This is a genomic window from Corallococcus sp. CA041A, assembly GCF_003612075.1.
GTDB classification, from domain to species: domain Bacteria; phylum Myxococcota; class Myxococcia; order Myxococcales; family Myxococcaceae; genus Corallococcus; species Corallococcus exiguus.
The window spans coordinates 1-22,433 of sequence record NZ_RAWF01000112.1 but is presented as its reverse complement, the minus strand read 5'-3'; the positions used below and the strand labels follow the sequence as shown (position 1 = coordinate 22,433).

15 protein-coding genes are annotated in these 22,433 nt (G+C 69.8%); 9 read left to right on the top strand and 6 right to left on the bottom strand.

Annotated elements, in window-relative coordinates; genetic code table 11:
* The first annotated feature begins 90 nt into the window (after nt 1-90).
* Together D7V77_RS20805 and D7V77_RS20800 are read left to right on the top strand one after the other, a co-directional pair.
* The gene (locus tag D7V77_RS20805; protein WP_120578037.1) at nt 91-1,386 is read left to right on the top strand and encodes a universal stress protein; all 1,296 of its coding nucleotides are present in this window, start codon (nt 91-93) and stop codon (nt 1,384-1,386) included.
* A 19-nt stretch (nt 1,387-1,405) separates the two neighbouring features.
* Nucleotides 1,406-2,461 carry an alcohol dehydrogenase catalytic domain-containing protein gene (locus D7V77_RS20800; protein ID WP_120578036.1) on the top strand — a complete coding sequence of 352 codons (1,056 nt, stop codon included), beginning with the start codon at nt 1,406-1,408 and terminating at the stop codon, nt 2,459-2,461.
* A gap of 22 nt (nt 2,462-2,483) precedes the next feature.
* Here D7V77_RS20800 and can read toward each other — a convergent pair whose 3' ends face one another.
* Complete coding sequence (gene can / locus D7V77_RS20795; protein ID WP_120578035.1) at nt 2,484-3,143, bottom strand: carbonate dehydratase; 660 nt, start codon at nt 3,141-3,143, stop codon at nt 2,484-2,486.
* 126 nt (nt 3,144-3,269) lie between these two features.
* On the opposite strand from can, the gene D7V77_RS20790 reads away from it, so the two are divergent.
* Nucleotides 3,270-4,586, top strand: a complete 1,317-nt coding sequence (locus D7V77_RS20790) for a hypothetical protein (RefSeq protein ID WP_120578034.1) — start codon at nt 3,270-3,272, stop codon at nt 4,584-4,586.
* Nucleotides 4,587-4,659: 73 nt separating this feature from the next.
* Here the strand turns inward: D7V77_RS20790 and D7V77_RS20785 are convergent, their stop codons facing one another.
* Complete coding sequence (locus D7V77_RS20785; RefSeq protein ID WP_147452114.1) at nt 4,660-5,598, bottom strand: hypothetical protein; 939 nt, start codon at nt 5,596-5,598, stop codon at nt 4,660-4,662.
* Nucleotides 5,599-5,715: 117 nt separating this feature from the next.
* Here D7V77_RS20785 and rraA point away from each other — a divergent pair, with 117 nt between their 5' ends.
* Nucleotides 5,716-6,213 carry a ribonuclease E activity regulator RraA gene (gene rraA, locus D7V77_RS20780; protein ID WP_120578032.1) on the top strand — a complete coding sequence of 166 codons (498 nt, stop codon included), beginning with the start codon at nt 5,716-5,718 and terminating at the stop codon, nt 6,211-6,213.
* A gap of 268 nt (nt 6,214-6,481) precedes the next feature.
* On the opposite strand, the gene D7V77_RS20770 is transcribed toward rraA, so the two are convergent.
* Entirely contained in the window at nt 6,482-7,735 is a 1,254-nt protein-coding gene (locus D7V77_RS20770) for a cytochrome-c peroxidase (protein WP_233597129.1), read from the bottom strand.
* A 382-nt stretch (nt 7,736-8,117) separates the two neighbouring features.
* Here D7V77_RS20770 and D7V77_RS20765 point away from each other — a divergent pair, with 382 nt between their 5' ends.
* Genes D7V77_RS20765 through D7V77_RS20755 form a run of 3 tightly spaced genes read left to right on the top strand, consistent with a single transcriptional unit; the run spans nt 8,118 to nt 13,167 of the window.
* Nucleotides 8,118-10,364 carry a kelch repeat-containing protein gene (locus D7V77_RS20765; protein WP_120578029.1) on the top strand — a complete coding sequence of 749 codons (2,247 nt, stop codon included), beginning with the start codon at nt 8,118-8,120 and terminating at the stop codon, nt 10,362-10,364.
* Nucleotides 10,361-12,583 (top strand): kelch repeat-containing protein, encoded by a 2,223-nt coding sequence (locus D7V77_RS20760; protein ID WP_120578028.1) that lies wholly within the window; start codon nt 10,361-10,363, stop codon nt 12,581-12,583. The genes D7V77_RS20765 and D7V77_RS20760 overlap by 4 nt, the downstream gene beginning before the upstream one ends.
* 59 nt (nt 12,584-12,642) lie before the next feature.
* Nucleotides 12,643-13,167: an ankyrin repeat domain-containing protein gene (locus D7V77_RS20755; protein ID WP_120578027.1), complete on the top strand. Its 525-nt coding sequence runs from the start codon at nt 12,643-12,645 to the stop codon at nt 13,165-13,167.
* Between the two features lie 18 nt (nt 13,168-13,185).
* Here D7V77_RS20755 and D7V77_RS20750 read toward each other — a convergent pair whose 3' ends face one another.
* Nucleotides 13,186-15,093, bottom strand: a complete 1,908-nt coding sequence (locus D7V77_RS20750) for a transketolase (RefSeq protein WP_120578026.1) — start codon at nt 15,091-15,093, stop codon at nt 13,186-13,188.
* 205 nt (nt 15,094-15,298) lie between these two features.
* Here D7V77_RS20750 and tal point away from each other — a divergent pair, with 205 nt between their 5' ends.
* Both tal and D7V77_RS20740 read left to right on the top strand, forming a co-directional pair.
* Nucleotides 15,299-16,420, top strand: a complete 1,122-nt coding sequence (tal, locus tag D7V77_RS20745; protein ID WP_120578025.1) for a transaldolase — start codon at nt 15,299-15,301, stop codon at nt 16,418-16,420.
* A 91-nt stretch (nt 16,421-16,511) separates the two neighbouring features.
* Nucleotides 16,512-17,354 (top strand): SDR family oxidoreductase, encoded by an 843-nt coding sequence (locus D7V77_RS20740; protein WP_120578024.1) that lies wholly within the window; start codon nt 16,512-16,514, stop codon nt 17,352-17,354.
* Nucleotides 17,355-17,366: 12 nt separating this feature from the next.
* On the opposite strand, the gene D7V77_RS20735 is transcribed toward D7V77_RS20740, so the two are convergent.
* Together D7V77_RS20735 and D7V77_RS20730 are read right to left on the bottom strand one after the other, a co-directional pair.
* The gene (locus tag D7V77_RS20735; RefSeq protein ID WP_120578023.1) at nt 17,367-19,361 is read right to left on the bottom strand and encodes a glycosyl hydrolase family 8; all 1,995 of its coding nucleotides are present in this window, start codon (nt 19,359-19,361) and stop codon (nt 17,367-17,369) included.
* A gap of 182 nt (nt 19,362-19,543) precedes the next feature.
* Nucleotides 19,544-22,294 (bottom strand): serine/threonine-protein kinase, encoded by a 2,751-nt coding sequence (locus tag D7V77_RS20730; RefSeq protein WP_158624448.1) that lies wholly within the window; start codon nt 22,292-22,294, stop codon nt 19,544-19,546.
* Nucleotides 22,295-22,433 lie beyond the last annotated feature (139 nt).

Below are 22,433 nucleotides of genomic sequence, written 5' to 3'. Positions count from 1 at the left end.
ACCTGGCGTGCGCCGCGTCCGCTGCCTCCGCGTGGGACGTGCCGCGCCTGCGCGGTGACTAACGTGGAGAGGTGACTGCAAGGAGGGGCCATGACCATCGCCTGCGCGACCAACTTCTCGGATGACGCCCGGCGCGCCTGCGACACGGCGGCGCTGCTCGCACGGCGGATGAACGTCCCACTCTGCATCGTGCACGTCCTGACCGGGAACCTGGTGCGGACCTTCGGGGACGCCATCTGCGAAACCGCCCAATCCACGCTGCGCGACGAATGCGACCGGCTGCGGGCCACCGGCGTCCAGGTCGACTCCGTGCTCCTCACGGGAGAGCCCGAAGAGGAGCTGCGGGACCTGGTGGCGAAGCGCGGCTTCCAGTGGGTGGTGGCCGGGGCGCCGCGCGAGGACACGCCCTTCCGGGGCCTGGGGGGCACGCTCGACCGGATGGCCCAACTGCTGGAGGTCCCCTTGCTGGTGGTCCGCGAGGGCTCGGGACTGGAGGCCTGGGCGCGCGGCGAGCGCCCCTTGCGGGTCATGCTGGGCGTGGACCGCTCCAGGCCCTTCGAGCTCGCCCGGGAATGGGTGAAGAGGCTCGCGAAGGTCGGCCCCGTGGAGGTCGTGGGAGGCCGCATCGTCTGGGTGGGCAGCGAGGCGGAGCGGCTGGGGCTGGTGCATCCGCACAGCTACAAGGACATGTCCCCGGAGCTGCGGGAGGCGCTGGAGCGCGAGTCCGACTCGCTGCTGGAGCCCCTGCGCGCCGCGGGCCTCCCGGTGCGCTCGCGGCTGGAGCCGGGGCTGGGCCGCATCGCGGACCACCTCATCGCCCTGGCCTCGGAGGAGCAGGTGGACCTGCTGGTGGTGGGCACGCACCAGCGCAAGGCGCTCGCGAAGCTGTGGAGCGTGTCCCAATCCGCGCGGAGGCTGGCGCCCATGTCGGTGGTCAGCGTGCCGGTGCGCGCGGCGGAGCAGGGGCTGGAGCAGGAGCCTCCCCGGGTGCGCTCGGTGCTCGCGACCACGGACTTCGGCGAGGCCGGCGACCGTGCCATCGCCTACGCCTTCGCCATCACGCCACCGGGCGGCACGGTGCACCTGCTGCACGTGGAGCCCGCGAAGGCGACGCCCGAGGAACTCCAGGCGGCGCGGCATCAACTGGAGCTGCGCGTACCGTCTCCGGAGCATGACGGCAGCCACAAGGTCGAGCTGTCGGTGCTCAAGGGCGACGACATCGCGGCGGTCATCACACAGGCGGCCGAACGCCACTGCGTGGACCTGGTGTGCATGGGCACGCACGGCCGCACGGGAGTGAGCCGGATGGTGCTCGGCTCGGTGGCGCAGCAGGTGATGGCCCGCAGCGACCGCCCCGCGGTGACGGTGCGCATGCCGCGCGCCTGAAAGACAGATGAGGTGAGCCATGAAGGCAACCGTGTTCCAAGGCACCCAGAAGGTGGGCGTGGAGGAGGTGGAGCGACCGAAGGCGGGCGCGGGCGAAGCCATCGTCCGGGTGACGCTCACCACCATCTGTGGCACCGACGTGCACATCCTGCGCGGCGAGTACCCGGTGAAGCCCGGCCTCACCGTGGGCCATGAGATGGTGGGCATCATCGACGAACTGGGCCCGGGCGTGACGGGCTACCAGGTGGGGCAGCGCGTGCTGGTGGGCGCCATCACGCCGTGCGGCCAGTGCCGGGGTTGTCTCTCCGGGCACGCGTCCCAGTGCGGCCACGGCCAGGGCCTGGAGGCGGCGGGAGGCTGGCGCCTGGGCAACACGATGAACGGCGTGCAGGCGGAGTACGTGCGCGTGCCCTTCGCGCAGGCCAACCTCGCGCCCATTCCAGACGAACTCACGGACGAACAGGTGCTGCTGCTGGCGGACATCGCGTCCACGGGCTTCAGCGGCGCGGAGTCTGGCGGCGTGAAGATTGGGGACGCGGTGGTGGTGTTCGCGCAGGGGCCCATCGGCCTGTGCGCCACCGTGGGGGCGCGGCTCATGGGCGCGTCGCTTGTCATTGGCGTGGACGGGGACGAGACGCGTCTGTCCATGGCGCGGAAATTGGGCGCGGACGTGGTGCTCGACTTCCGGAACCAGGACGTGGTGGCGGAGGTGAAGCGGCTCACCGGCGGCGGCGTGGACGTGGCCATCGAGGCGCTGGGCACGCAGCAGACCTTCGAGAGCGCCCTGCGCACGCTCAACCCCGGCGGCACGCTGTCCAGCCTGGGCGTGTACTCCGGGAAGCTGCAAATGCCCTACGACGCCTTCGCGGCGGGCCTGGGGGACCACCGCATCGTCACCACGCTCTGCCCTGGCGGCAAGGAGCGCATGCGGCGCCTGATGGAGGTGGTGCGCGCGAAGCGCGTGGACCTCACGCCGCTGTTCACCCACCGCTTCCAGCTCAAGGACATCCGCGACGCGTATGAGCTGTTCAGCCAGCGCAAGGACGGCGTGCTCAAGGTCGCCATCCGGCCTTGAGCGGACGGGCTCGCGGCGGAGCCTACGGTGCCGCCGCGTAGCGCGCGAGGCTTCCGGGCAGCTTCGCGGCCAGTTCGTCCGGGCCGCTGAGCGTGAGGCCCAGGTCATGGAGGAGGCCGTCCTCCACGCTGTAGATCCACCCGTGCACGGTGAGCGGCTGCCCGCGCTCCCACGCGTCCTGCACGATGGTCGTCTGACACACGTTCTGCACCTGCTCCAGGACGTTCAGCTCGCCCAGCCGGTCGTGCCGCTCGCGGGGCGGCAGTGATTCAGGCAGGAGCCGCTCGTGCTTCTGGTGCACGTCCTGCACGTGGCGCAGCCAGTTGTCCGCCAGCCCCACCCGCTTGCGCTCCATCGCCGCGCGCACGCCGGAGCAGCCGTAGTGGCCGCAGACGATGACGTGCCGCACGCGCAGGAGGTCGATGGCGAACTGCAACACCGACAGCGCGTTGAGGTCGGTGTGCACCACGACGTTGGCGATGTTGCGGTGGACGAACAGGTCGCCGGGCATCAGGTTCACGATTTGATTGGCCGGCACGCGGCTGTCGGAGCAGCCGATCCACAGGTACTCGGGCGACTGGTGGCCGGCCATCTTCCGGAAGAAGTCGGCGTCCTTCTCCACCATGGAGGCGGCCCACTGGCGGTTGTTCTGGAACAGCGCGTCCAGCGTCCGGTCGGTCATCCCCGGAGTCTAGCGAGCCGCCACCGTCCGCCGGCGGCGTTTCCCCGCCACCCGAGAATATGCGCGCGGCCCGGCGTACTCCGCCTGAAGGCGGCATCCGCCGCTGGCCCGTTCAGGGGGATCTCCATGGTGCAACACCTGCTTCGCTTCCCGCGGCTTCTACCCTTCGTGGCGGCCTCCGTCCTGGCTGCCTGTGGCGGTTCGGAGGACGACCCCGGCGACGGCCCCGGGCCCGGACCCGGCGGCACCTGCGTCCGGGACATCTCCAGCAAAGTGACCGCCGCCACGACGTGGGAGCCGGGGGCGCAGCAGTGCACCTACGCGGTGACAGGGGTGGTGGAGGTGAGCGGAGCCCTTACCCTGGCGCCGGGCACGACCGTGCGCTTCGGGCCAAACGCGGGCCTGCTCATCATGCCGACGGGGTCCCTCAACGCGGCGGGCACGGAGGCCGCACCCATCACCTTCACGGGGACGACGGCCGCGCCGGGCTTCTGGAAGGGACTCGCGTTCAAGTCCAACACCCCCGCGAACGTGCTGGAGCACGTGGTCATCTCCTACGCGGGCAGCGAGGACTCCTTCTGCTGCGACTACTTCCATGGCCCCGGCGGCAGCCTGGAGGTCCGCGCCGCCGTGGTGGTGGGCTCGCAGCTCCAGGACTCCGTCAGCCAGGTCCGCATCGCGAACACGACGGTGGAGAAGAGCGGCACCCAGGGCCTCTTCGCCTTCAACAAGGCGCGGCTGCCGGGCTTCTCGCGCAACCTCTTCCGGGGCAACCTGGGAGCGCCCGCCACAGTGAGCCTGTCCATCGCGAGCGCCCTGGACGCCACCACCGTCTTCTCCGGAAACAGCGCCACCAGTCCGGCGGCCAACGGCGACAACACCGTCCACCTGATGGCGGCGCCGAAGGCGGACACCGCGGTCGCCCAGACGTTGCACAAGCTGGACGTGCCCTACGGCGTCTCCACCGGTACCCCGGACACCATCGTGGAGTACGCGGGCGCGCTCACCGTGGAGCCGGGGGTGCGACTCCAGTTCGAGGCGGAGTCGGGCCTGCGCATCACGGAGACGGGCTCGCTGGTGGCGCGGGGCACGGCGGCGGAGCCCATCGTGTTCACGGGCCGGACGGAGACGCCGGGCTACTGGAAGGGCATCTCCATCCGCTCCCTGGACGCGAACAACGTCATCGCCCACGCGCGGGTGAGCCACGGCGGTTCCGACCCCTTCTGCTGCGACGCCTTCACGAGCGCGGGTGACATCCAGGGCAACATCGTCCTGGGCGGCCAATCGGGCCGGGGCCGGTTGCAGCTCTCCGACTCGCTCGTGTCCCAGGGCACGGGGTGGGGCGTCTTCGTCTTCAAGAACTCCACCTTCACCCCGAGCGCCAACACCTACGACGGCAACACCGGCACCGTGGGCTACGAGAGCCCCCCCTTCGCGCCCTGAAGCCGCGCCTCCAACGCGGCCTCAGGGGCCGCGCGCCGTTCCACGGGAAGGCAACGGCGCGCGGCGGTGGGTGTTACTGCGGCGAGAACGTGCCGTTGCTGACGTCGCCGTAGATGCTTGGTGACGAACCGCCCGAGAAAACCGCGTTCGCGGTAAATGGAAAGGACTGCAACAGCGGATATCCTTCCGAGTCCACTCCGATGGAGATCGGCTGGGGATTCAGCTCGAACCGGGCGTGCTGCTCGACGTTCTCCAGGAGGATCGTCCCCAGGAAGGTGGCGGACGGGCCCGAGGAGTACGCCCCCATGAAGAGGTTCATCGAACGACCCTGGAGAGCGGGGACGAACTGCTGCATCACCACCGCCGGGACCGCGCCTCCCAGTTGGAAGGTCACGGGCGACGTCTGGATCTGTACGTCCTTCGTGCTGTACTCGTTCGACCGCGTGACCGTCGCGGACTCGAAGCTGATGACGAAGGGGATGCTCTTTTCGCTCAGTTCCGTGAAGATGTCCGGAGGAGCGCCGGGAGGGGGCTGGTAGCGAGGCCCGAAGTCAATGGTTCCGGAGATCCAACCGCCAGAGTCCACGCTGATGCCCACGTCGGCAGTGGCGTCTCCCGGCACCTTGAACAGGAAGCGCACCGGGCGCGTCTCACCCTCGCCCAGCGTGAACGCCATCGGGTTCGGCGACACCAGCGTGACGGGCACCGTGACGCCCGGCGCGTCCGTGCGCTCCACGTGCCATTCACCGTTCATCTGGATGGAATACGTCCCCGCCATGAGCGCCAGGCTCACGGACTCCGCGGACGTATCCGTGATGGTCGCGTTCTGCGGCCCCGTGATGGCGAACGTCGCGCCCACCAGCTTGTAGCTGCGCCCCGCCGACGTCGACACCAGCGGCAGCTCCAGCAGTCCCTCGCCCTCGCGAATCACGGGCGTGGACGATTCAGACACCTCACCACACGCAAGCGCCAGCAACGCAATCGCGCTCACGAACCACTTCAACCCTTGCATGGACTTCCCCCTCAGAAAGGCGCTGACGATAGGATTTCGAACATTGCACGGTCAAGACGAGCGGACCCGCACGCGCAATCACAGCCACACCCGGCCGGCGCGTGCATCTTACGGATCATGAGCGACACCCCTGACATCAAGACCGCCGACCTCTGTGACGCCCACTCGGGAACTCCGCAATTCCAGGTCGCGGAGCCGGGATTCCTGGACTACGGCGGGCGCCGGAGTTTCTTCGGACCCATCAGCACCGTGCGCGCGCCGGAGGACAACTCCCTCGTACGCAAGGCATTGGAGGAGCCCGGCCTGGGCCGCGTGCTGGTGGTGGATGGCGGAGGCAGCCGCCGCTGCGCGCTCGTGGGTGACGTGCTCGCGGCCCTGGGTCAGAAGAACGGCTGGGCGGGCGTGGTGGTCAATGGCTGCATCCGCGACGCGGAGGAGGTGGGTCGCACCGACATCGGCGTGAAGGCGCTGGGGACCCATCCACTCAAGAGCGGCAAGCGCAACGAGGGCCAGCGCGACGTGGAGGTGCGCTTCGCCGGCGTCACCTTCGTCCCCGGTCACCACCTCTACGCGGACGCGGACGGCATCGTCACTTCGGAGAAGGCCCTGCGCTGACCTTCGCCCTCCCCTTCCCGGCCACACGGAGCGCGGCGTCCCCGCGAGGGTGCGCAGCACCCACCAGCGCGACCCCTGGAGGTGGGCAGGATCCCCCTCAATCGCAACCCGGAGAACGTCTTCGCGGAGGTGGAGCAGCCGGGCTCAGGTGGGCCGCGAGGACATCATCCCCCGGGCCCTCGCCCACTTCCGCGCAGCGGATGAAGACTGCGGCTCGCGCACCGCCAACTTCGTCCAGCAGAAGCGCCGCGCGCGATGAGCCTCCCTGTCACTGGAAGTAGCCGTCCGAGAGCGTGCGCAGGAAGGCGACGATGGCCTGCTCCTCCTGGGGTGACAGGCCCAGGTTGCCCATCTCCCGCGTGTTGATGTTCAGCCCCACCTCCGGCATGGGCCAGCAGTCCACGCCAGGAATCCCAGACGCGCTCCCCGTGCAGACCGGCAGCACGTCACGCGTGTTGTAGAAGTGGACGATGGACTCCAGGCTCTTGAAGTAGCCGTTGTGGGCATAGGCCTTGGTGAAGCCAGGGAAGGGGCGCTTGTCCACGTTGCGCAGGGTGGGAACCTTGACCTTGCCCAGGTTGGCGCGCGCAAAGGGCGCGTAATCCTGGCGCGTCTGGAGGAAACCCCCAAGGCCCGGGTCGATCCAGAAGGGTCCATCCGGGTTGAACTGGAGCTGCCAGTACCAGGGATTGAGCAGGTTGCGCGGCACGCCCAGGTTCTCGAAGGTGTAGTCGGTGAAGAGCGGCGGCTCGCCGCCCGGGCCGCGCTGGCTCGTGTGGCAGTTGTCGCATTGGGCCTTGCCCTCGAAGAGCTTCAGGCCCCACTGCTCCTGCGAAGAGAGCCGCGCGCGGCCCGCGAGGTAGGCGTCGTACTTCGAGGAGAAGGCGTTCACCTCGCGAGAGCCCTCGTACGCGGCGATGGACCTCGCGATGTTGTCATAGGCGCGCGGCACGTCGCCGCAGATGCGGGCGCCCCAGACGGCCCGGAAGAGGTCGCCGTAAGGGCCGCCGCAGACCTTGGCCACCACCGCGGCCTCGCTGGGGTTGTTCTGCTCCACTGGGTTGAGGAAGGGGCCCTGCGCCTGATCCGCGGCGGGGTTGCCCAGCTCCTCGCCGGTGGCGCGGCCGTCCCAGAAGTTGCCGCCCACGAAGTCGGGCTGTCCTGGCGTCACCAGGTGGAGGATGGGAGCCTGCGTGGCATAGGCGGACGAGGGCGGCTTGCGATTGCCGAAGCGCCCCCGCACGGCGCCTTCATAGACAGAGCCGGTGAGGTTGATGAGCAGGCTAGGGCCTGTCCAGCCCACCTCGGGGCCATGACAGACGGCACAGGCCTGGCCCATGGGCTCGGAGAGCCGGCGGTCGAAGAAGAGCAGCTTGCCGAGCCGCTCCACGGGCTTCAGCCGGCCGGACGCCGACGGGGTCTCCTCGCGCAGCGTGGCCTCGAAGATGGCCGAGGCCTGGAGGGATTCGGTCGTCTCCGGCGACTTCGCTTCATCCGTGTCTCCGCTCGCGGGAGACTTCAATGACAACACTCCCGGGACAGGAGCGACTTCGCACGCCAGTGGCCCTCCCAGCGTCAGCAGCAGGAACAATCTCCACCATGACCGTGACCCGTGCATTTCCGGCACCTCGGATTGGGAGCGGCGGCAAGGGTGGCGTTACCACCGTTCCTCTGCCATGGGACTGGAGCGCGCGATGGCTGTCGGATTCCGGGGATGGGATTGCCCTTTGGAATTGGAAGGGCATCCCTCCGCGGACGTGAAGGCCCCTGCCGCCCCCTACTGACGACAGGGAGCCTCCGTCGTCCGGCAAGCGACGGTGGGCCACCTGCCCGGGTCATAGGCGGCAATGCCTTCCATCCTGGATAGTCCGCCCAATCGCTATCGCGACCAAGAGGGGACGTTCATGAAGAGAGCAGACAGGCACCTGATCCTGGTGCTCGTGGCCGCGCTGTTCGTGGGCTGCGGCACTTTATCGGGGGATGCGGGGACGGCGCGCTTCACGGTCGCCGTGCCCCAATCCCTCGCATCCGGCATCACCCGCGTCGTCGTCACCTCTGGGGGAGCGGCCATCCCCTCCGTGTCCGTGGAGCTCGCGCCAACGAACGGGGTGTGGGGCGGAATCATTGGCAACATTCCTGCGGGCGCCGACCGCACCTTCCTGGCGCAGGCCTTCGATGCCGGGGGCGCGTTGCGCTTCGAGGGCTCCGCCGACGGCATCACCATCCTCGCGGACCAGACGACCCTCGTCGCCATCACCCTCCAACAAATCAACCCGACGCCGCCCTTCGAGAACGAAGCGCCCATCATCGACTTCGTGGCGGCGAACCCGAGCACCGTGGCGGCTGGCGGCACCGTCTCCCTGTTCTCCTCCGCGCATGACCCGAACCCGGACGACACGCTCAGCTACGCATGGAGCGCCACCGCGGGCACGTTCTCCTCGGCCTCCGAACCCTTCACCTCGTGGACGGCTCCCGCCTCCACCGGGCTTCAGACGCTCACGCTCACCGTGACGGACTCGCGCGGCCTGGCCTCCAGCGCCCTCCTGGTCGTCAACGTCCTGCCCGAAGGGGAAGGCGAGGCCGAACTGTCCATCTCCTTCAACAGCGCACCGGAGGTGAGCTCGCTGGATGCTTCACCGACGCAGCTCGTCGTCGGGCAGCCGACGACGGTGTCCGTCACTGCGTCGGATCCGGACGGTGACAACCTCTCCTACGCCTGGAGCGCGTCGTGCGCGGGGACCTTCAGCGACACGTCCTCCGACTTCACTCAATTCACGCCTTCGCTCGCACCAGCCGAAGCCTGCAACAACTGCCGCCTGACCGTCGCCGTGTCCGACGGGCGCGGCGGACACAACACGGGCACCGTCGCCCTGTGCGTCACCAGCACGCCTCCCGTCAATCCCATCGCGCCCGTCATCCTCCGCTCCTACCGCTCCTCCGACACGGCGAGCCCGGGTCAGGTGCTCACCTATGAAGTGGTGGCGAGCGACCCGCGGGGCTCCGCGCTCACCTTCTCCTGGGACGCGAGCACCGGCACGACAGACGTTCCGGCTCCGGTCGGCAACCGCAGCCGCATCACCTGGACGGCGCCCATGTGCATCCGCCCGGGCACGACTCCGACCCTCACCGTCACGGTGACGAATGCCTTCGACGACACGGCCTCGCGGAGCTTCACGGTGGCGGGGCTGCCGGACTGTGCCCTGGTGGGACAGTGGGCCCCGACGGGTCCCATGGGCGGCGGGCCCCGATGGGGTCACACCGCGACGCTGCTTCCGGACGACAGGGTGCTCATCGCCGGGGGGAGTGCCCAGAAACGCAGCTTCTATCTCGGCACGACGGAGCTGTACGACCCGGTCACGAACACCTGGACCCCTGGCGCCCCCATGAACGTGCGCCGCCTCTTCCACTCGGCGACGCTGCTGCTCGACGGCAGGGTTCTCGTCGCGGGAGGCGAAGGCTTCGAGTTCTATTCCGCGCGGGCGGAGCTGTACGACCCGGCCACGAACACCTGGACCCCCACGGGCTCCATGGCCCAGGGGCGCTCCAAGCACCTGGCGACGCTGCTGCCCGATGGCAAGGTGCTCGTGGCGGGGGGCGAGGACATGAGCGGCGACCTCACGTCCGCGGAGGTGTACGACCCGGCCACGGGTACCTGGAGCGCGGCGGGCGCCATGGCCGAGCCCCACTTCTTCACCGCGCCGCTGCTGCCCACGGGCAAGGTGCTCGCCACGGGACTCACCACGGCGGAGCTGTACGACCCGGCCACGCGGACCTGGAGCCCGGCCCGTCCTCCGCTCGCGCGCCTGGGAGGCCTGCCGGTGCTGCTCCTCGATGGCAAGGCGCTCGTCGCGGGAGGCACGACGGCAGAGGTGTATGACCCCTTCCTGGACATCTGGAGCCTGACGGGCGCCCCACTCGAACCCATCATCGGCCCGGCGGTGCGGCTGACTGACGGCAGGGTGCTCCTCGTGGGCCCGTCGGTGGCGGAGCTGTATGCGCCGGACTCGGGCACGTGGAGCATGGCCCGTGCGCCGGCCATCGAGCGGGCCTGGTACACGGTGACGGCGCTGCCCGACGGAAGGGCGCTCGTCGCCGGAACCCCTCCCAATACCGAAGAGTCTTCCGAGTCGGCGGAGGTCTACACCCCATGAGACGCGCATCCTTTCACCTGATGCTGGCACTCACAGCGGCGCTGCTGGCGGGCTGTGGAGACACCACCGGGGACACGGGGACGGTGCGGTTCGCCGTCTCGGTGTCCCAATCCCTCTCATCCACCATCGCCCGCGTCGCGGTCGCCTCGGGCGGGCCGGACATCCGCACCGTCTGGGTGGACCTGGCTCCCACGAACGGAGTGTGGGGCGGAACCATTGGCAACATCCCCGCCGGCCCCGGCCGTGCCTTCGCCGCGCGAGCCTATGACGCCTCCGGCACCCTGCTCTACTCGGGCTCCGCCGACGGCATCACCATCCTCGCGGACCAGACGACCCTCGTCGCCATCACCCTCCAACAGCTCAATCCCCCGCCGCCCTTCGAGAACGAAGCGCCCATCATCGACTTCGTGGCGGCGAACCCGAGCACCGTGGCGGCTGGCGGCACCGTCTCCCTGTTCTCCTCCGCGCATGACCCGAACCCGGACGACACGCTCAGCTACGCATGGAGCGCCACCGCGGGCACGTTCTCCTCGGCCTCCGAACCCTTCACCTCGTGGACGGCTCCCGCCACCACCGGCATTCAAACGCTCACGTTGACGGTGACGGACTCACGCGGCCTGGCCTCCAGCGCCCTCCTGGTCGTCAACGTCCTGCCCGAAGGGGAAGGCGAGGCCGAGCTGTCCATCTCCTTCAACAGCGCTCCCCAGGTGACCTCCATCACCGCGACCGCGACGCGGCTGGCCGTGGGCCAGCCGACGACGCTCTCCGCGCTGGCCATGGACCTGGACGGTGACAGCCTCTCCTACGCCTGGAGCGCGTCGTGCGCGGGCACCTTCAGCGACACGTCCTCCGACTTCACTCAATTCACGCCTTCGCTCGCGCCGGCCGGGGCCTGCAACAACTGCCGCCTGACCGTCGCCGTGTCCGACGGGCGCGGAGGGCACAACACAGGCACCGTCGCCCTGTGCGTCACCAGCACGCCCCCCACCACCCACCTCGCGCCCGTCATCCTCCGCTCCTACCGCTCCTCGAACACCGCCAACCCGGGCGACGTACTCACCTATGAAGTGGCCGCCAGCGACCCGCAGGGCTCCGCGCTCACCTTCTCCTGGGACGCGAGCACCGGCGCGTTGGGCACGCCGACCGGCGACTCCACGCACAGCCGCGTCACCTGGACGGCGCCCCCTTGCGCCAGTGGTGGCACGCCCCCGTCCATCACCGTCACCGTGACGAATGCATTCGGCCTCACGGCCACCCGGAGCTTCACCGTGACGGGACTGCCAGGCTGTTCCGTTCCGGGGACGTGGGCCCTGACGGGGCCCATGGTTGGAGGCAGTCTTCGCCTGTTCAGCACGGCGACGCGGCTGCAGGACGGCAGGGTGCTCGTCGCGGGCGGCAGCGAAGCGCAAAGAGGCCAGTGCAACAACACGGCGGAGCTGTATGACCCGGCCTCGAATACCTGGAGCGCGACCGGCTCCATGCTCGAATGCCGCTACGGCCACACGGCGACACTGCTCCTCAACGGCAAGGTGCTCGTCGCGGGTGGAATGGATGAGTTCTTCACCCTGCGAACGGCGGAACTGTACGACCCGGCCACGGGCACCTGGAGTCCCACGGGCTCCATGACGGAACCCCGCTCCGGCCAGACCGCGACACTCCTTCTCGATGGCCAGGTGCTCGTTCAGAGTGGACTGTCGGCGGAGCTCTATGACCCTGCGTCGGGGACCTGGAGCGCGACCGGCTCCCTGGCCATGAGTCGTGAGGCGAGCTCGGCGCCGCGTCTGCAGGACGGCAGGGTGCTCGCCGTGGAGGGCGCCACTGCGGAGCTGTACGACCCGGCCACGGGCACCTGGAATCCCACGGGCGCTCCTGTCATCCCCATCGGCGGCTGGCCGGTGTTGCTGCTGGATGGGCGGGTGCTCGACTTGGGGGGGGATACTGCGGAGCTGTACGACCCGGCCACGGGCACCTGGAGCCTCACGGGCTCACCGTCCACATCGTTCCAGGGCCCGGTGACGGTGCTGCTCAATGGGAAGGCGCTCGCCGTGTATTCGGACTCCGCGGCGCTGTACGACCCGGCCACGGGCACCTGGACGCCCACCGCGCCCACAATCGTCCCGCGCTTTGCGCTCAACACGGCGACGCTGCTGTTCGACGGCAGGGTCCTTGTCGTGTCGGGGAGCTTCGACTCCAACGCAGCCGAGCTCTACACTCCCTGACCGCCGCGCCCCGGGAAGTCGACACGTCAGGGATGTCCTACGAGGAAGGAACACCGACCATGAGCCCCACGAACGACCCGAAGAACGCTACTCCGCCCTCGGATGCCGACGCCGCCGTGAGGGACGCCTTCACGCTGGTCCGCTCGGGGGACGCCGGGAAGCTGCGCGAGCTGCTCGACGCCGGGCTTCCCGTCAGCGTTCGCAACGAGCGGGGCGACTCCCTGCTGATGCTGGCCAGCTATTACGGCCACGTGGACGCGACGCGCCTGCTGCTGGAGCGCGGCGCGGATCCGGAGCAGCCCAACGACGCGGGCCAGACACCCCTGGCTGGCGCGGCCTTCAAGGGCAACGAGGCCATCGCCACGGTGCTCCTGGAGGCGGGCGCGGACGTGGACGGCGCGGGCCCGGATGGCCGCACGCCGCTGATGTTCGCGGCCATGTTCGACAAGCTGGAGATGATGGAGCTGCTGATCCAGCGCGGCGCGGACCACCGGGTCCGGGACGCTGACAAGCGCACCGCGCTGGACTACGCGCGCTCCATGGGTGCGGCGCGCGCGGCCGAGCGGCTGGATCCGAAGCCCTGAGAAGACAGACACCCGGGGCTACGCGTTCGTGTGGCCCCAGGCGTTCTCGGGCGGCTTGCCCTGGCCGTCCCCGCCCCGGGCCGTCGTCTCCTCCCTCAGCGAGGTGACGGCCTCCACGATGTGCTCCGCGTCGATGCCCGCGGCGTTCAGCAGCTCCGCGGGCTTGCCGGAGCCGGGCATCTTCGTCACCGCGAGCCGCACCACGATGGGCAGCCGCTCGCGCTCACCGGTGAAGGCCTCCAGCACCGCGTCCGCCAGGCCCCCTTCCGCCCAGTGGTCCTCCACCACGATGAGCCGCCCCAGCGTCTCTCGCGCGGCCTTGCGCAGCGTCTTCGCGTCCACCGGCTTCACGGAGTACAGGTCGATGACGCGCACCGCGATGCCGTCCTTCTTCAGCGCCTCGTAGGCCTTGAGCGCTTCGTGCAGCGTGATGCCGGCGGCCACCACCGTCGCCACGTCCTCATCGGACTGGCGCACCACCTTGCTGCCGCCAATGGGGAAGTCCTCCGTCGCGGGGTAGAGCACCGGCGTCTTCTCACGCGTGCTGCGCAGGTAGGTGATGCCCTGGCGCTCCAGCACCTGCGCCAGCAGCTTCGCGGTCTGGTTCGCGTCGCTCGGGTAGAGCACCGTGCTGCCTCCCACCGCGCGCATCATCGCCAGGTCCTCCAGCGCCATCTGCGACGGTCCGTCCTCTCCAATGGACACGCCTGCGTGGCTGCCGCACAGGTGCACCGTGGCGTTGGAGATGGCCGCCATGCGCACCTGGTCATAGGCGCGCGACAGGAAGGCCGCGAAGGTGCTGACGAAGGCCTTCTTGCCCAGCACCGCCATGCCCACCGCGCTGGACACCATGTTCTGCTCCGCGATGAACATCTCGAAGTAGCGCTTCGGGTGCGCCTTCTGGAACTCGTTCGAGTACGTGGAGTTGGACACCTCCGCGTCCAGCGCCACCACGTCCGGTCGGGCGTTGCCCAGCGCCAGGAGCGCGTCGCCATACGCCTTGCGCGTGGCCTCCTTCTGGCCGACCTCGTACGTGGGCAACTGCAACGGCGAGGCCTTGTCCTGGACGGTGGCCTTCAGCGCCTCCGGCTTCTTCACCTGGACGCGGACGTTGCGCTCCCCGCCCAGCTCACGGATGGCGTCCTGTGCCTTGTCCTCCGGCAGCGGCTTGCCGTGCCAGCCGTCCTGGTTGGCGATGAGCGAGGAGCCGTGCCCCTTCTCCGTCTTGCAGACGAGGCAGGTGGGCTGACCCTTCTTCGCCTGGGCTTCGGCGAAGGCCCGGTCGATGGCGCCCAGGTCATGGCCGTCCAGCGTGACGGCGTTCCACCCGAAGGCTCGGGCGCGGGCCGCGTAGGCCTCCAGGTTCCAGCCCAGCTCCGTCTCACGGCTCTGCCCCAGCCGGTTCACGTCGATGATGGCGCACAGGTTGTCGAGCCCATAGTGGCCGGCCTTGTCGAACGCCTCCCACACGGAGCCCTCCGCCGTTTCGCTGTCGCCCATGAGCACGTAGGTGCGGAAGGGCAGTCCGTCCATCCTCGCGCCGAGCGCCATTCCCACGCCCACGGCCAGCCCCTGCCCCAGCGACCCGGTGGCCACGTCCACGAGCGGCAGCACGTGCGGGTTCGGGTGCCCCTCCAGCCGGCTGCCGAACTTGCGCAGCGAGAGCAATTCCCGGTCGTCGATGGCGCCCGCTGCCTTGAAGGCGGAGTAGAGGACCGGGCAGGCGTGGCCCTTGGAGAGCACGAAGCGGTCGTTGTTGGGGGCCTTCGGCTGTTGGAAGTCGAAGCGCAGGTACTTCTGGAACAGCACGGCCATGATGTCCGCCGCGGACATGGACGAACTGGGGTGGCCCGAGCCCGCCGCCGTGGTGCAGCGGATGCTGTCGATGCGCAGCTGCGCCGCGAGGTCCGCCAAGGTGTCCGCCATCGTTTCGCTCCCGGGTTGGGGGGCCAGGGGTGTGCCCCCGCTACTGTGTTGACTGCCCCGGCCTGCGAGAAGCGTTGCCCCCCGCCGGCCCTGTTCACAGGCAGAATCCGCGAGTGCCTGCCCGCCCGGCCGGACGTGGGCGGCAGGGCATGCGCAACTTGAAGCAACGCCATCTGGGAGCCTCGCGCCCCCGCCGGGAGAATCCATGAATCCGCTGCGACAGCTCGCCGAGTTCGGCCAATCCGTCTGGGTGGACAACCTCCAGCGCAGCTACATCACCAAGGGCACGCTGAAGAAGTTCATCGACGAGGACGGGCTCAAGGGGCTCACGTCCAACCCGACCATCTTCCAGAAGGCCGTGTCGGGCAGCGACGACTACCAGGACCTCTTCGACGCGGCGAAGGGCAAGGGCCTCTCCGGCAACGACCTCTATGAGCAGCTCGCCGTGCGCGACGTGCAGGGCGCCGCGGACATCCTCAAGCCCGTGTACGACGCGACGAAGGGCCAGGACGGCTACGCGTCGCTGGAGGTGTCACCGGGCCTGGCGCTGGACACGCAGGGCACGCTGGAGGAGGCGCGGCGGCTGTGGAAGACGCTGTCGCGGCCCAACGTGATGATCAAGGTCCCGGGCACCATTCCGGGCCTGCCGGCCTTCGAGCAGCTCACCGCCGAGGGCCTCAACGTCAACGTGACGCTGCTCTTCAGCCAGGAGCGCTACAAGCAGATCGCCGAGGCCTACGTCTCCGGCCTGGAGAAGTTCGCCGCGTCCGGTGGGGACGTGAGCCGCGTGGCGAGCGTGGCGTCGTTCTTCATCAGCCGCATCGACGCCATCGTGGACAAGGAGATTGAGAAGAAGCTCAAGGCGGGCGCCACGCCGGAGCAGCAGAAGGCGATGGAGGGACTGAGCGGCAAGGTGGCCATCGCCAACGCGAAGCTCGCCTACCGCACCTTCAAGGAGGTCTTCGGGAGCTCGCGCTGGAAGGCGCTCGCGGCGAAGGGCGCCAAGGTGCAGCGCGTGCTCTGGGCGAGCACCAGCACCAAGAGCCCGAAGCTGCGCGACGTGCTCTACGTGGAGGAGCTCATCGGCCGCGACACGGTGAACACCATGCCGCCCGCCACCATCGACGCGTTCCGAGACCACGGCAAGGTGCGCCCCAGCCTGGAGGAGGACCTGCCCGGGGCGGAGGCGACGATGCGCCAGCTGGAAGCAGCCGGCATCTCCATGAAGACGGTGACGGACGAGCTGTCCACTGACGGCATCCGCCTGTTCTCCGAGTCCTTCGACCAGCTGCTCGGCGCGGTGGGAGAGAAGCTGAAGAAGGCCTGAGTCCTGGAATCCGCGTGCGGGAGGGGCCCAGGGTGATAGTCATTGCGCCCTGCGCGCCGCTCCCGGTGCGCCGCTCCAGGAGACACCTTGCATGGCCCCGGTCGCACTCGTCACTGGCACCTCCACTGGCATTGGCCTGAGCACGGCCATCCACCTGGCACGCCAGGGCTTCGAAGTCGTGGCCACCCTGCGCGATAGCGCCCGGGCGGACGCGCTCCGCGAACGGGCGGAGCGGGAGGCCGTGAAGCTCCACATCCGCACGCTGGACGTGACCAGCGACGCCTCCACCCAGGCGTGTGTCCGCGACGTCCTCCAGGCGCACGGCCGCATCGACCTGCTCGTGAACAACGCGGGCGCGGGCTACCTGGCCACGATGGAGCAGACCTCCGAGGAGGCCCTGCGGCGAACGATGGAGGTCAACTTCTTCGGCGTGTGGCGCGTCACCCAGGCGGTGTTCCCTGTCATGCGAGAGCAGCGGTCCGGGCGCATCATCTCCCTGAGCAGCATTGGAGGCCTGGTGGGCCAGCCCTTCAACGACGCGTACTGCGCGGCGAAGTTCGCGGTGGAGGGCTTCATGGAGAGCCTGGCCCCCGTGGCGTCACGGCTGGGCATCCAGGTCTCGCTGGTGGAGCCGGGGCCCGTCCACACGGAGTTCGTCAACAACGTGCGCGCGACGGGCAATGGCACCCAGGGCAACGGACCGGCCGTGTATGGCGAGCTGCTGGGCCGGTACATGCGGGGCTCCGCGGAGACCTACGCGAGCATGGGACAGACCGCGGACGACATCGCGCGCATCATCTGCGAGGCCGCGACCTCCCCATCGCCGCACCTGCGCTACATCACGTCCGAAGTCATGCGCTCCCTGTACGCGCTCAAGGCCGGGGACGCGACCGGCGACACGATGGTCGCCCGCGTCGCGACGCGCCTGGACTGAAGCAGTGACGCGTTACACGGCACCGGGCTTGAGCACGGTGCCGTAGACGCGCTGGGCGAGGCCTGATTGGAGGAAGTCCATCTCTCCGCCCACCATGGACAGGTACCTGGCGGCGCCGGGGTTGCTGGTGCCTTCGTTGGCCGCGCCGCCCGGGCCCATGAAGTGGGAGAGCAGTCCCGTCTGGACGGTGGTGGGCGCCGTCCCGTCGCGACCCCAGAGGTAATGCTCGTTGGCGGAGACGGCACCCAGCCGGGCCATCTGCGACATGTACCAGGCGCCGACGTGCACGTTCTCCCAGACGTTGGCCAGCTCCGGGTCCTGGGTCTGCTTGGGGTCCCAGGCGCTGCCGTCCGCGCGCTTCAGGCCATTGCCGCTCGCGTAGTTGCGGAAGTCCTCCAGGTTGGAGGCCGCACGCGGCTGCAACAGACCGATGGTCTTGTCCGGGGTGACGCTGCCGTTGGGTTCCACGTTGAGCTTCGGGTTGAACGTGGACTCCTGCGCGATGTCCGCCAGCAGCATGCGCGTGGCGTCCTGGAGTGGCAGCTCCGGGAAGTAGCGCTTCGCGGCGCTGAGCGCGGCCTCGGCGATGGGGCGCTTGTTCTTCTCGAACCCGGCGCGATTCGCGTCCCCCACGCCGTGCATCTCCGCCCCCACCGGGTGCAGGGACGAGAGCCTGTCCATGTCCGTCATGGCCTGTGCCGCGCCGTAGTCACCGCTCACGCCCTGGGGGCTGGAGACCGCGTCCAGCCGCGGTGCGCTGGTGTCCGAGGGGCGCGCCATCTGCCCCGATGACGTCAGCAGCGACAGCGCGCGCAACGAGTCACCGAAGTAGCCACCGCCCTCGGTGGTCTTCACCATCTCGTTCCACATCGCGCCACGGTACCCGGCATCCGGGTCCGCGATGGCGCCCGCCGCGGCCATGGAGACCGCCGTCGCGTTGTGGTTCTTCGACAGGGACGTGCCGTCCAGCGCGTACGTGTCGCCGATGTTCTCGACGCCCTGTGACTTCCAGAAGGTGTTCACCTTGTCCAGGTAGGCACTGGCGCGCGGATCATCATTCCACGCCGCGTCCAGACCGATGCGCCAGGGGGTCCGCATGGCGTCGTAGGTGGCGTTCGGCCCCCGGTCCAGCGGCTTGCCATTGGCATCCATCCAGTCCGGCACCAGTCCCGTGTCCTTCGAACCGGGCTGCTTCAGCGCCTTGTCCAGCATGTCGTAGCTGGCGTCCGCGACCTGGTCCCAGCGCGTGTCACCGGTGAACTTGCTGAACTCCTTGTAGTACGCGGGCGCGAAGTAGCTGGGATTCGTCTCCGAGGAGCCACCGAACGCGTCGCCCGGCTTGAGCACGTTCGTGCCCGGCTCCACCTCGTGCTCCAGGATGTTGTCGATGAGCGTGGTGGCGTCCTGCTTGTAGCCGCCCCACTTCTTGTCGGCGCTCACCAGCGCCATCGCCATGTCCTCATCCGCGTCCGTGGCGCCGTTCTGGCCCAGCGTTCCGCCCTGGGCGTCGATCCGCCAGTTCATCAGGCCGTTCTCGTTCAGATGGGACTGGGCGTACTTCCACAGGCCATCGAACGTCGTCTGGTCTCCATTGTTCGCGGCGAGCAGCATCCCGTAACCAATGCCCTCCGACACCGTGTCGCCGTTGTTCTCCGGGCGCTGCACGCGCAGCGCACCATTGGCTCCGTCGGCCGTGACGTACTTCTCCTTCCAGTCCGCGTAGCTCTGCTGGACGGCAGCCTCCGCAGTCGCCTTGTCGGGCGCCAGCGTCTTCGCCGTGCTCGCGGTCCGCGGGTCCGTGCCCTGGGCCTGCCCGGAGAACGACTGCCAATCCGCGCGGGTGTCGCGGCCCACGTCGAAGCCATCCTTCACCGTGGCGGGCTGGGACGCAGGCGGCTTCGCCGCTCCGGCGGTCGCGACGGCCGGAGGCTGGACAGCGTTCGGCTTCACGTCCCAGCGTTTGAAGGAGGGGACGCAGGAACCATTGGAGGACAGGGCAGAGACCATGGGAACGCTCCGTGCTGGGAGGTGGGCCGGTTGCGGCCGGATGCCCACTTCCAAAGCAGGAGCGATGCCAGGGCTTACGCATCCCGGCTTCAGAGGGACACGCAGGAGGGAAGGCGCGTGCGCTGGGTGACTCCAGTCACCCGACGGGCTCTCCACCGGGTGACCGCAGTCACCCGGTGGCGCTACCGCCTTCCGCGAGGCCGGGGCTCCTTGAGACGCGCGGGGACGGCGGCGGCCTCCGGAGCCGGATGCGTCTCCAGCCAGCGGGCCACGGTCGCGGCTTCGGGATCGCGCGTGGCGCGGACGAAGCGCGCGCGGGCCGCTTCCGCCTCCTGCCTCGCGGGCTGCCTCTCCCCGGCCTCCCACAACGCCCTCGCGAGCGCGAAGCCTGACTCGGCCAGCGTCCCGTCCGGCATCGATGGGTACGCCACCGCCAGCCGCAGCGGCGCGATGGCGTCCTTCGCGCGGCCCAGGCCCAGCAGCGCCTGTCCCACGCCGTCCTGGCTGTACTGGAAGGTCTCGTCGCCAGCAGGCGCCACCTGCTGCTTCGTCGCGAGCGCCTCCTCATAGACGCGCAGCGCCTCGTCATGGCGGCCCAGCGCCAGCAGGCACATGCCCACCTCGTCCAGTCCCTCCGCCACCGGCAGCGTGCGCGCCCCCAGGAGCGCCTTGCGGATCTCCACGGCGGCGCGCGCGTGCGGCAGGGCCCGGGCTGGATCCGCCGCCTCGCGAAGTGCCCAGGCGAGGACGTCGTGCCTTCGCGCGGTGTCCGGGTGCAACGGGCCCACCGCGGCCTCCGTCAGCGACAGCGCGCGCTCCAGCAACGCCACGCCGCGCGCGGTGTCCTTCATCCGGATCGCCAGGTTGCCCTGGAGGAAGGTGATGCGCGCGCGCAGCGGGTGGCCTTCCGGCAACGCCGCCTCCGCCCGCGTCCGCGCCTCCTCGAAGAGGGCGCTCGCGCGGGAGAAGTCATTCCTCGCGTTCGCGAGGTTGCCTTGATTGACCCGCACCTCCGCTTCCAGCACGGCGTCGCCGCCCATGCGCCGCAGCGTCGCGTCCGCGAGCCCACTCCAGACCTCCGCAGGTTCGAAGTGCCGCTGGCCCTCCTCCACGTAGAGCAGCCGGTTGAGGATGGTGACCTTCAGCCGGTCCGCCCTCCCCGCCTCCGCGTCGAAGGCAGCCTGCCGCAGCGCGGTGGCCGCTCCCTCCGAGTCCCCCAACTGCTCGCGCATCCACCCCTGCTGAAGCTGGAGCCGGGCCATCAGCGGCGCGTACCCCGTGGCCCGCACGGCCTCCACCAGCGGCTCCAGCCGCGCCCGGGCCTGGGGAAGGCGTCCGCCATCCACCAGCACCTTCACCTCCGACAGGAGCGCCTCCAGTCGCTCCACCTCGGCGCGCTCCGCGGGCGACTCCGGCAGCCGCTGCTGCTCGCCCAGCTTCGCCACGTCCGCGCACTCGTCCAGCGCGGGGAGCGCGTTCACCAGCGACAGGGACTTCTCCACCAGGGGGACGTCCGCGGTGGACAGCAGCGCCACCACCGCGCGGGCGTCCTCGCGCCGCCGCTCCAGGCACACCACGCGCTCGACGCGCAGGGCCTCCGGCTGGGTGCCCTCCACGAGCGTGGCCCTGCACGCGTCCGTGTGCTGTTGGCTCCAGCTTCGCGCGTACCCATCCAGCACGGCCGCCACGCGCCCGGCCATGTCCGCCCCCAGCGGGCTGCCCGTAGCGGTGAAGGCACGCACCACCTGCTCTCGCTGCTCCGAGCCCCACACCCGCGCCATGAGCGCGTCCGCGCCCTCGCACACGCGCGACTGCTGATAGAGCACGCCGCCGCCCAGCAGGAGTCCTCCCGCAAGCAGGCCCACGCCGCCCCACGCGCGGCGCCGGGCCCTGCGCTTCGGCTCCTGCCCCAACGCGTCCAGCAGCTCCGCGAGCGCCGGGAAGCGCTCCGCCGGGCGCAGCGCCAGCCCGCGCATCACCGCCCGGCCCACCCACGCGGGCACCCGCGAGTCTCGCGGCGGCTCCAGGAGGCGGGGCGCGTTCGGGCCCTCCAGGTCGGCCGGCGTCTTCAGCGCCTGCATGCGCGCGACGTCGAAGGGGCGCTGGCCGTAGAGCGCGGCGTACAGCGCGGCGCAGAAGCTGAATTGATCCGTGCTCGCGTCCGGGACCGCGCCCAGCACCTGCTCCGGGGACATGTAGTTCGGCGTGCCCATCACCGCGCCGGTGACGGTGATGGGCGCATCCAACATGCGCCGCTCCGCGGCCAGCGCGTTCACTTCCCGCGCGGAGGAGTCCTCATCGTCGCCAGAGGGCAGCCCCACCTGGCGCGCGAGCCCGAAGTCCGTCACGCAGACGCGGCCCCGGCGGTCCCTCAGCACGTTGGCCGGCTTGAAGTCGCGGTGCACCAGCCCCACCGCGTGCGCGGCCACGAGCCCCCGGCCCGCGCCCAGGTACGCCTCCAGCACCTCGCGCCACGAGCGAGGGGCCTCCTTCAGCCACTGCCCCAGCGTGCCCCCATCCAGCAGCTCCATCGCCAGGAAGACCTGGGCGCCCCAGATGCCCACGTCGAACACCGGGATGACGTTCGGGTGCGAGATGCGCGCCATCGCCTGCGCCTCGCGCAGGAGCCGCGCCCGTCCCAGCTCCGGATCCGCGTGCCCATCCGAGCGCAGCAGCTTCAGCGCCACCTTCCGGTCCAGGTCCGGATCATAGGCCGCGTACACCACGCCCATGCCTCCCGCGCCCAGCGGCCGCAGGAGCAGGTAGCGCCCCACCTGGACGGGTGAGGACGTCCCGTGCCGGGGCTGCCGGTCCGATTCATTCGTCGCGGGCACGGTCTCCGCTGGCGTCCGCGGCAGCAGTCGCGTCGCCTCGCCATCAGGGCTGCGCGCGGGAAGCGTGTCGTCGCGGTCGTCTCCGGCCGGGGTCTTCATGATGGATGACATCCTAGGAGCCCCGGCGTTGCCATCACCATGCCCCCACAACCCGACCGCGGTCTTCTTCGATAATAAGGAGCCGCGGTCTCCTCCCCCGAGCGCAAGGGTTGTTCATGAACGTCACCCGTCCCCAGAA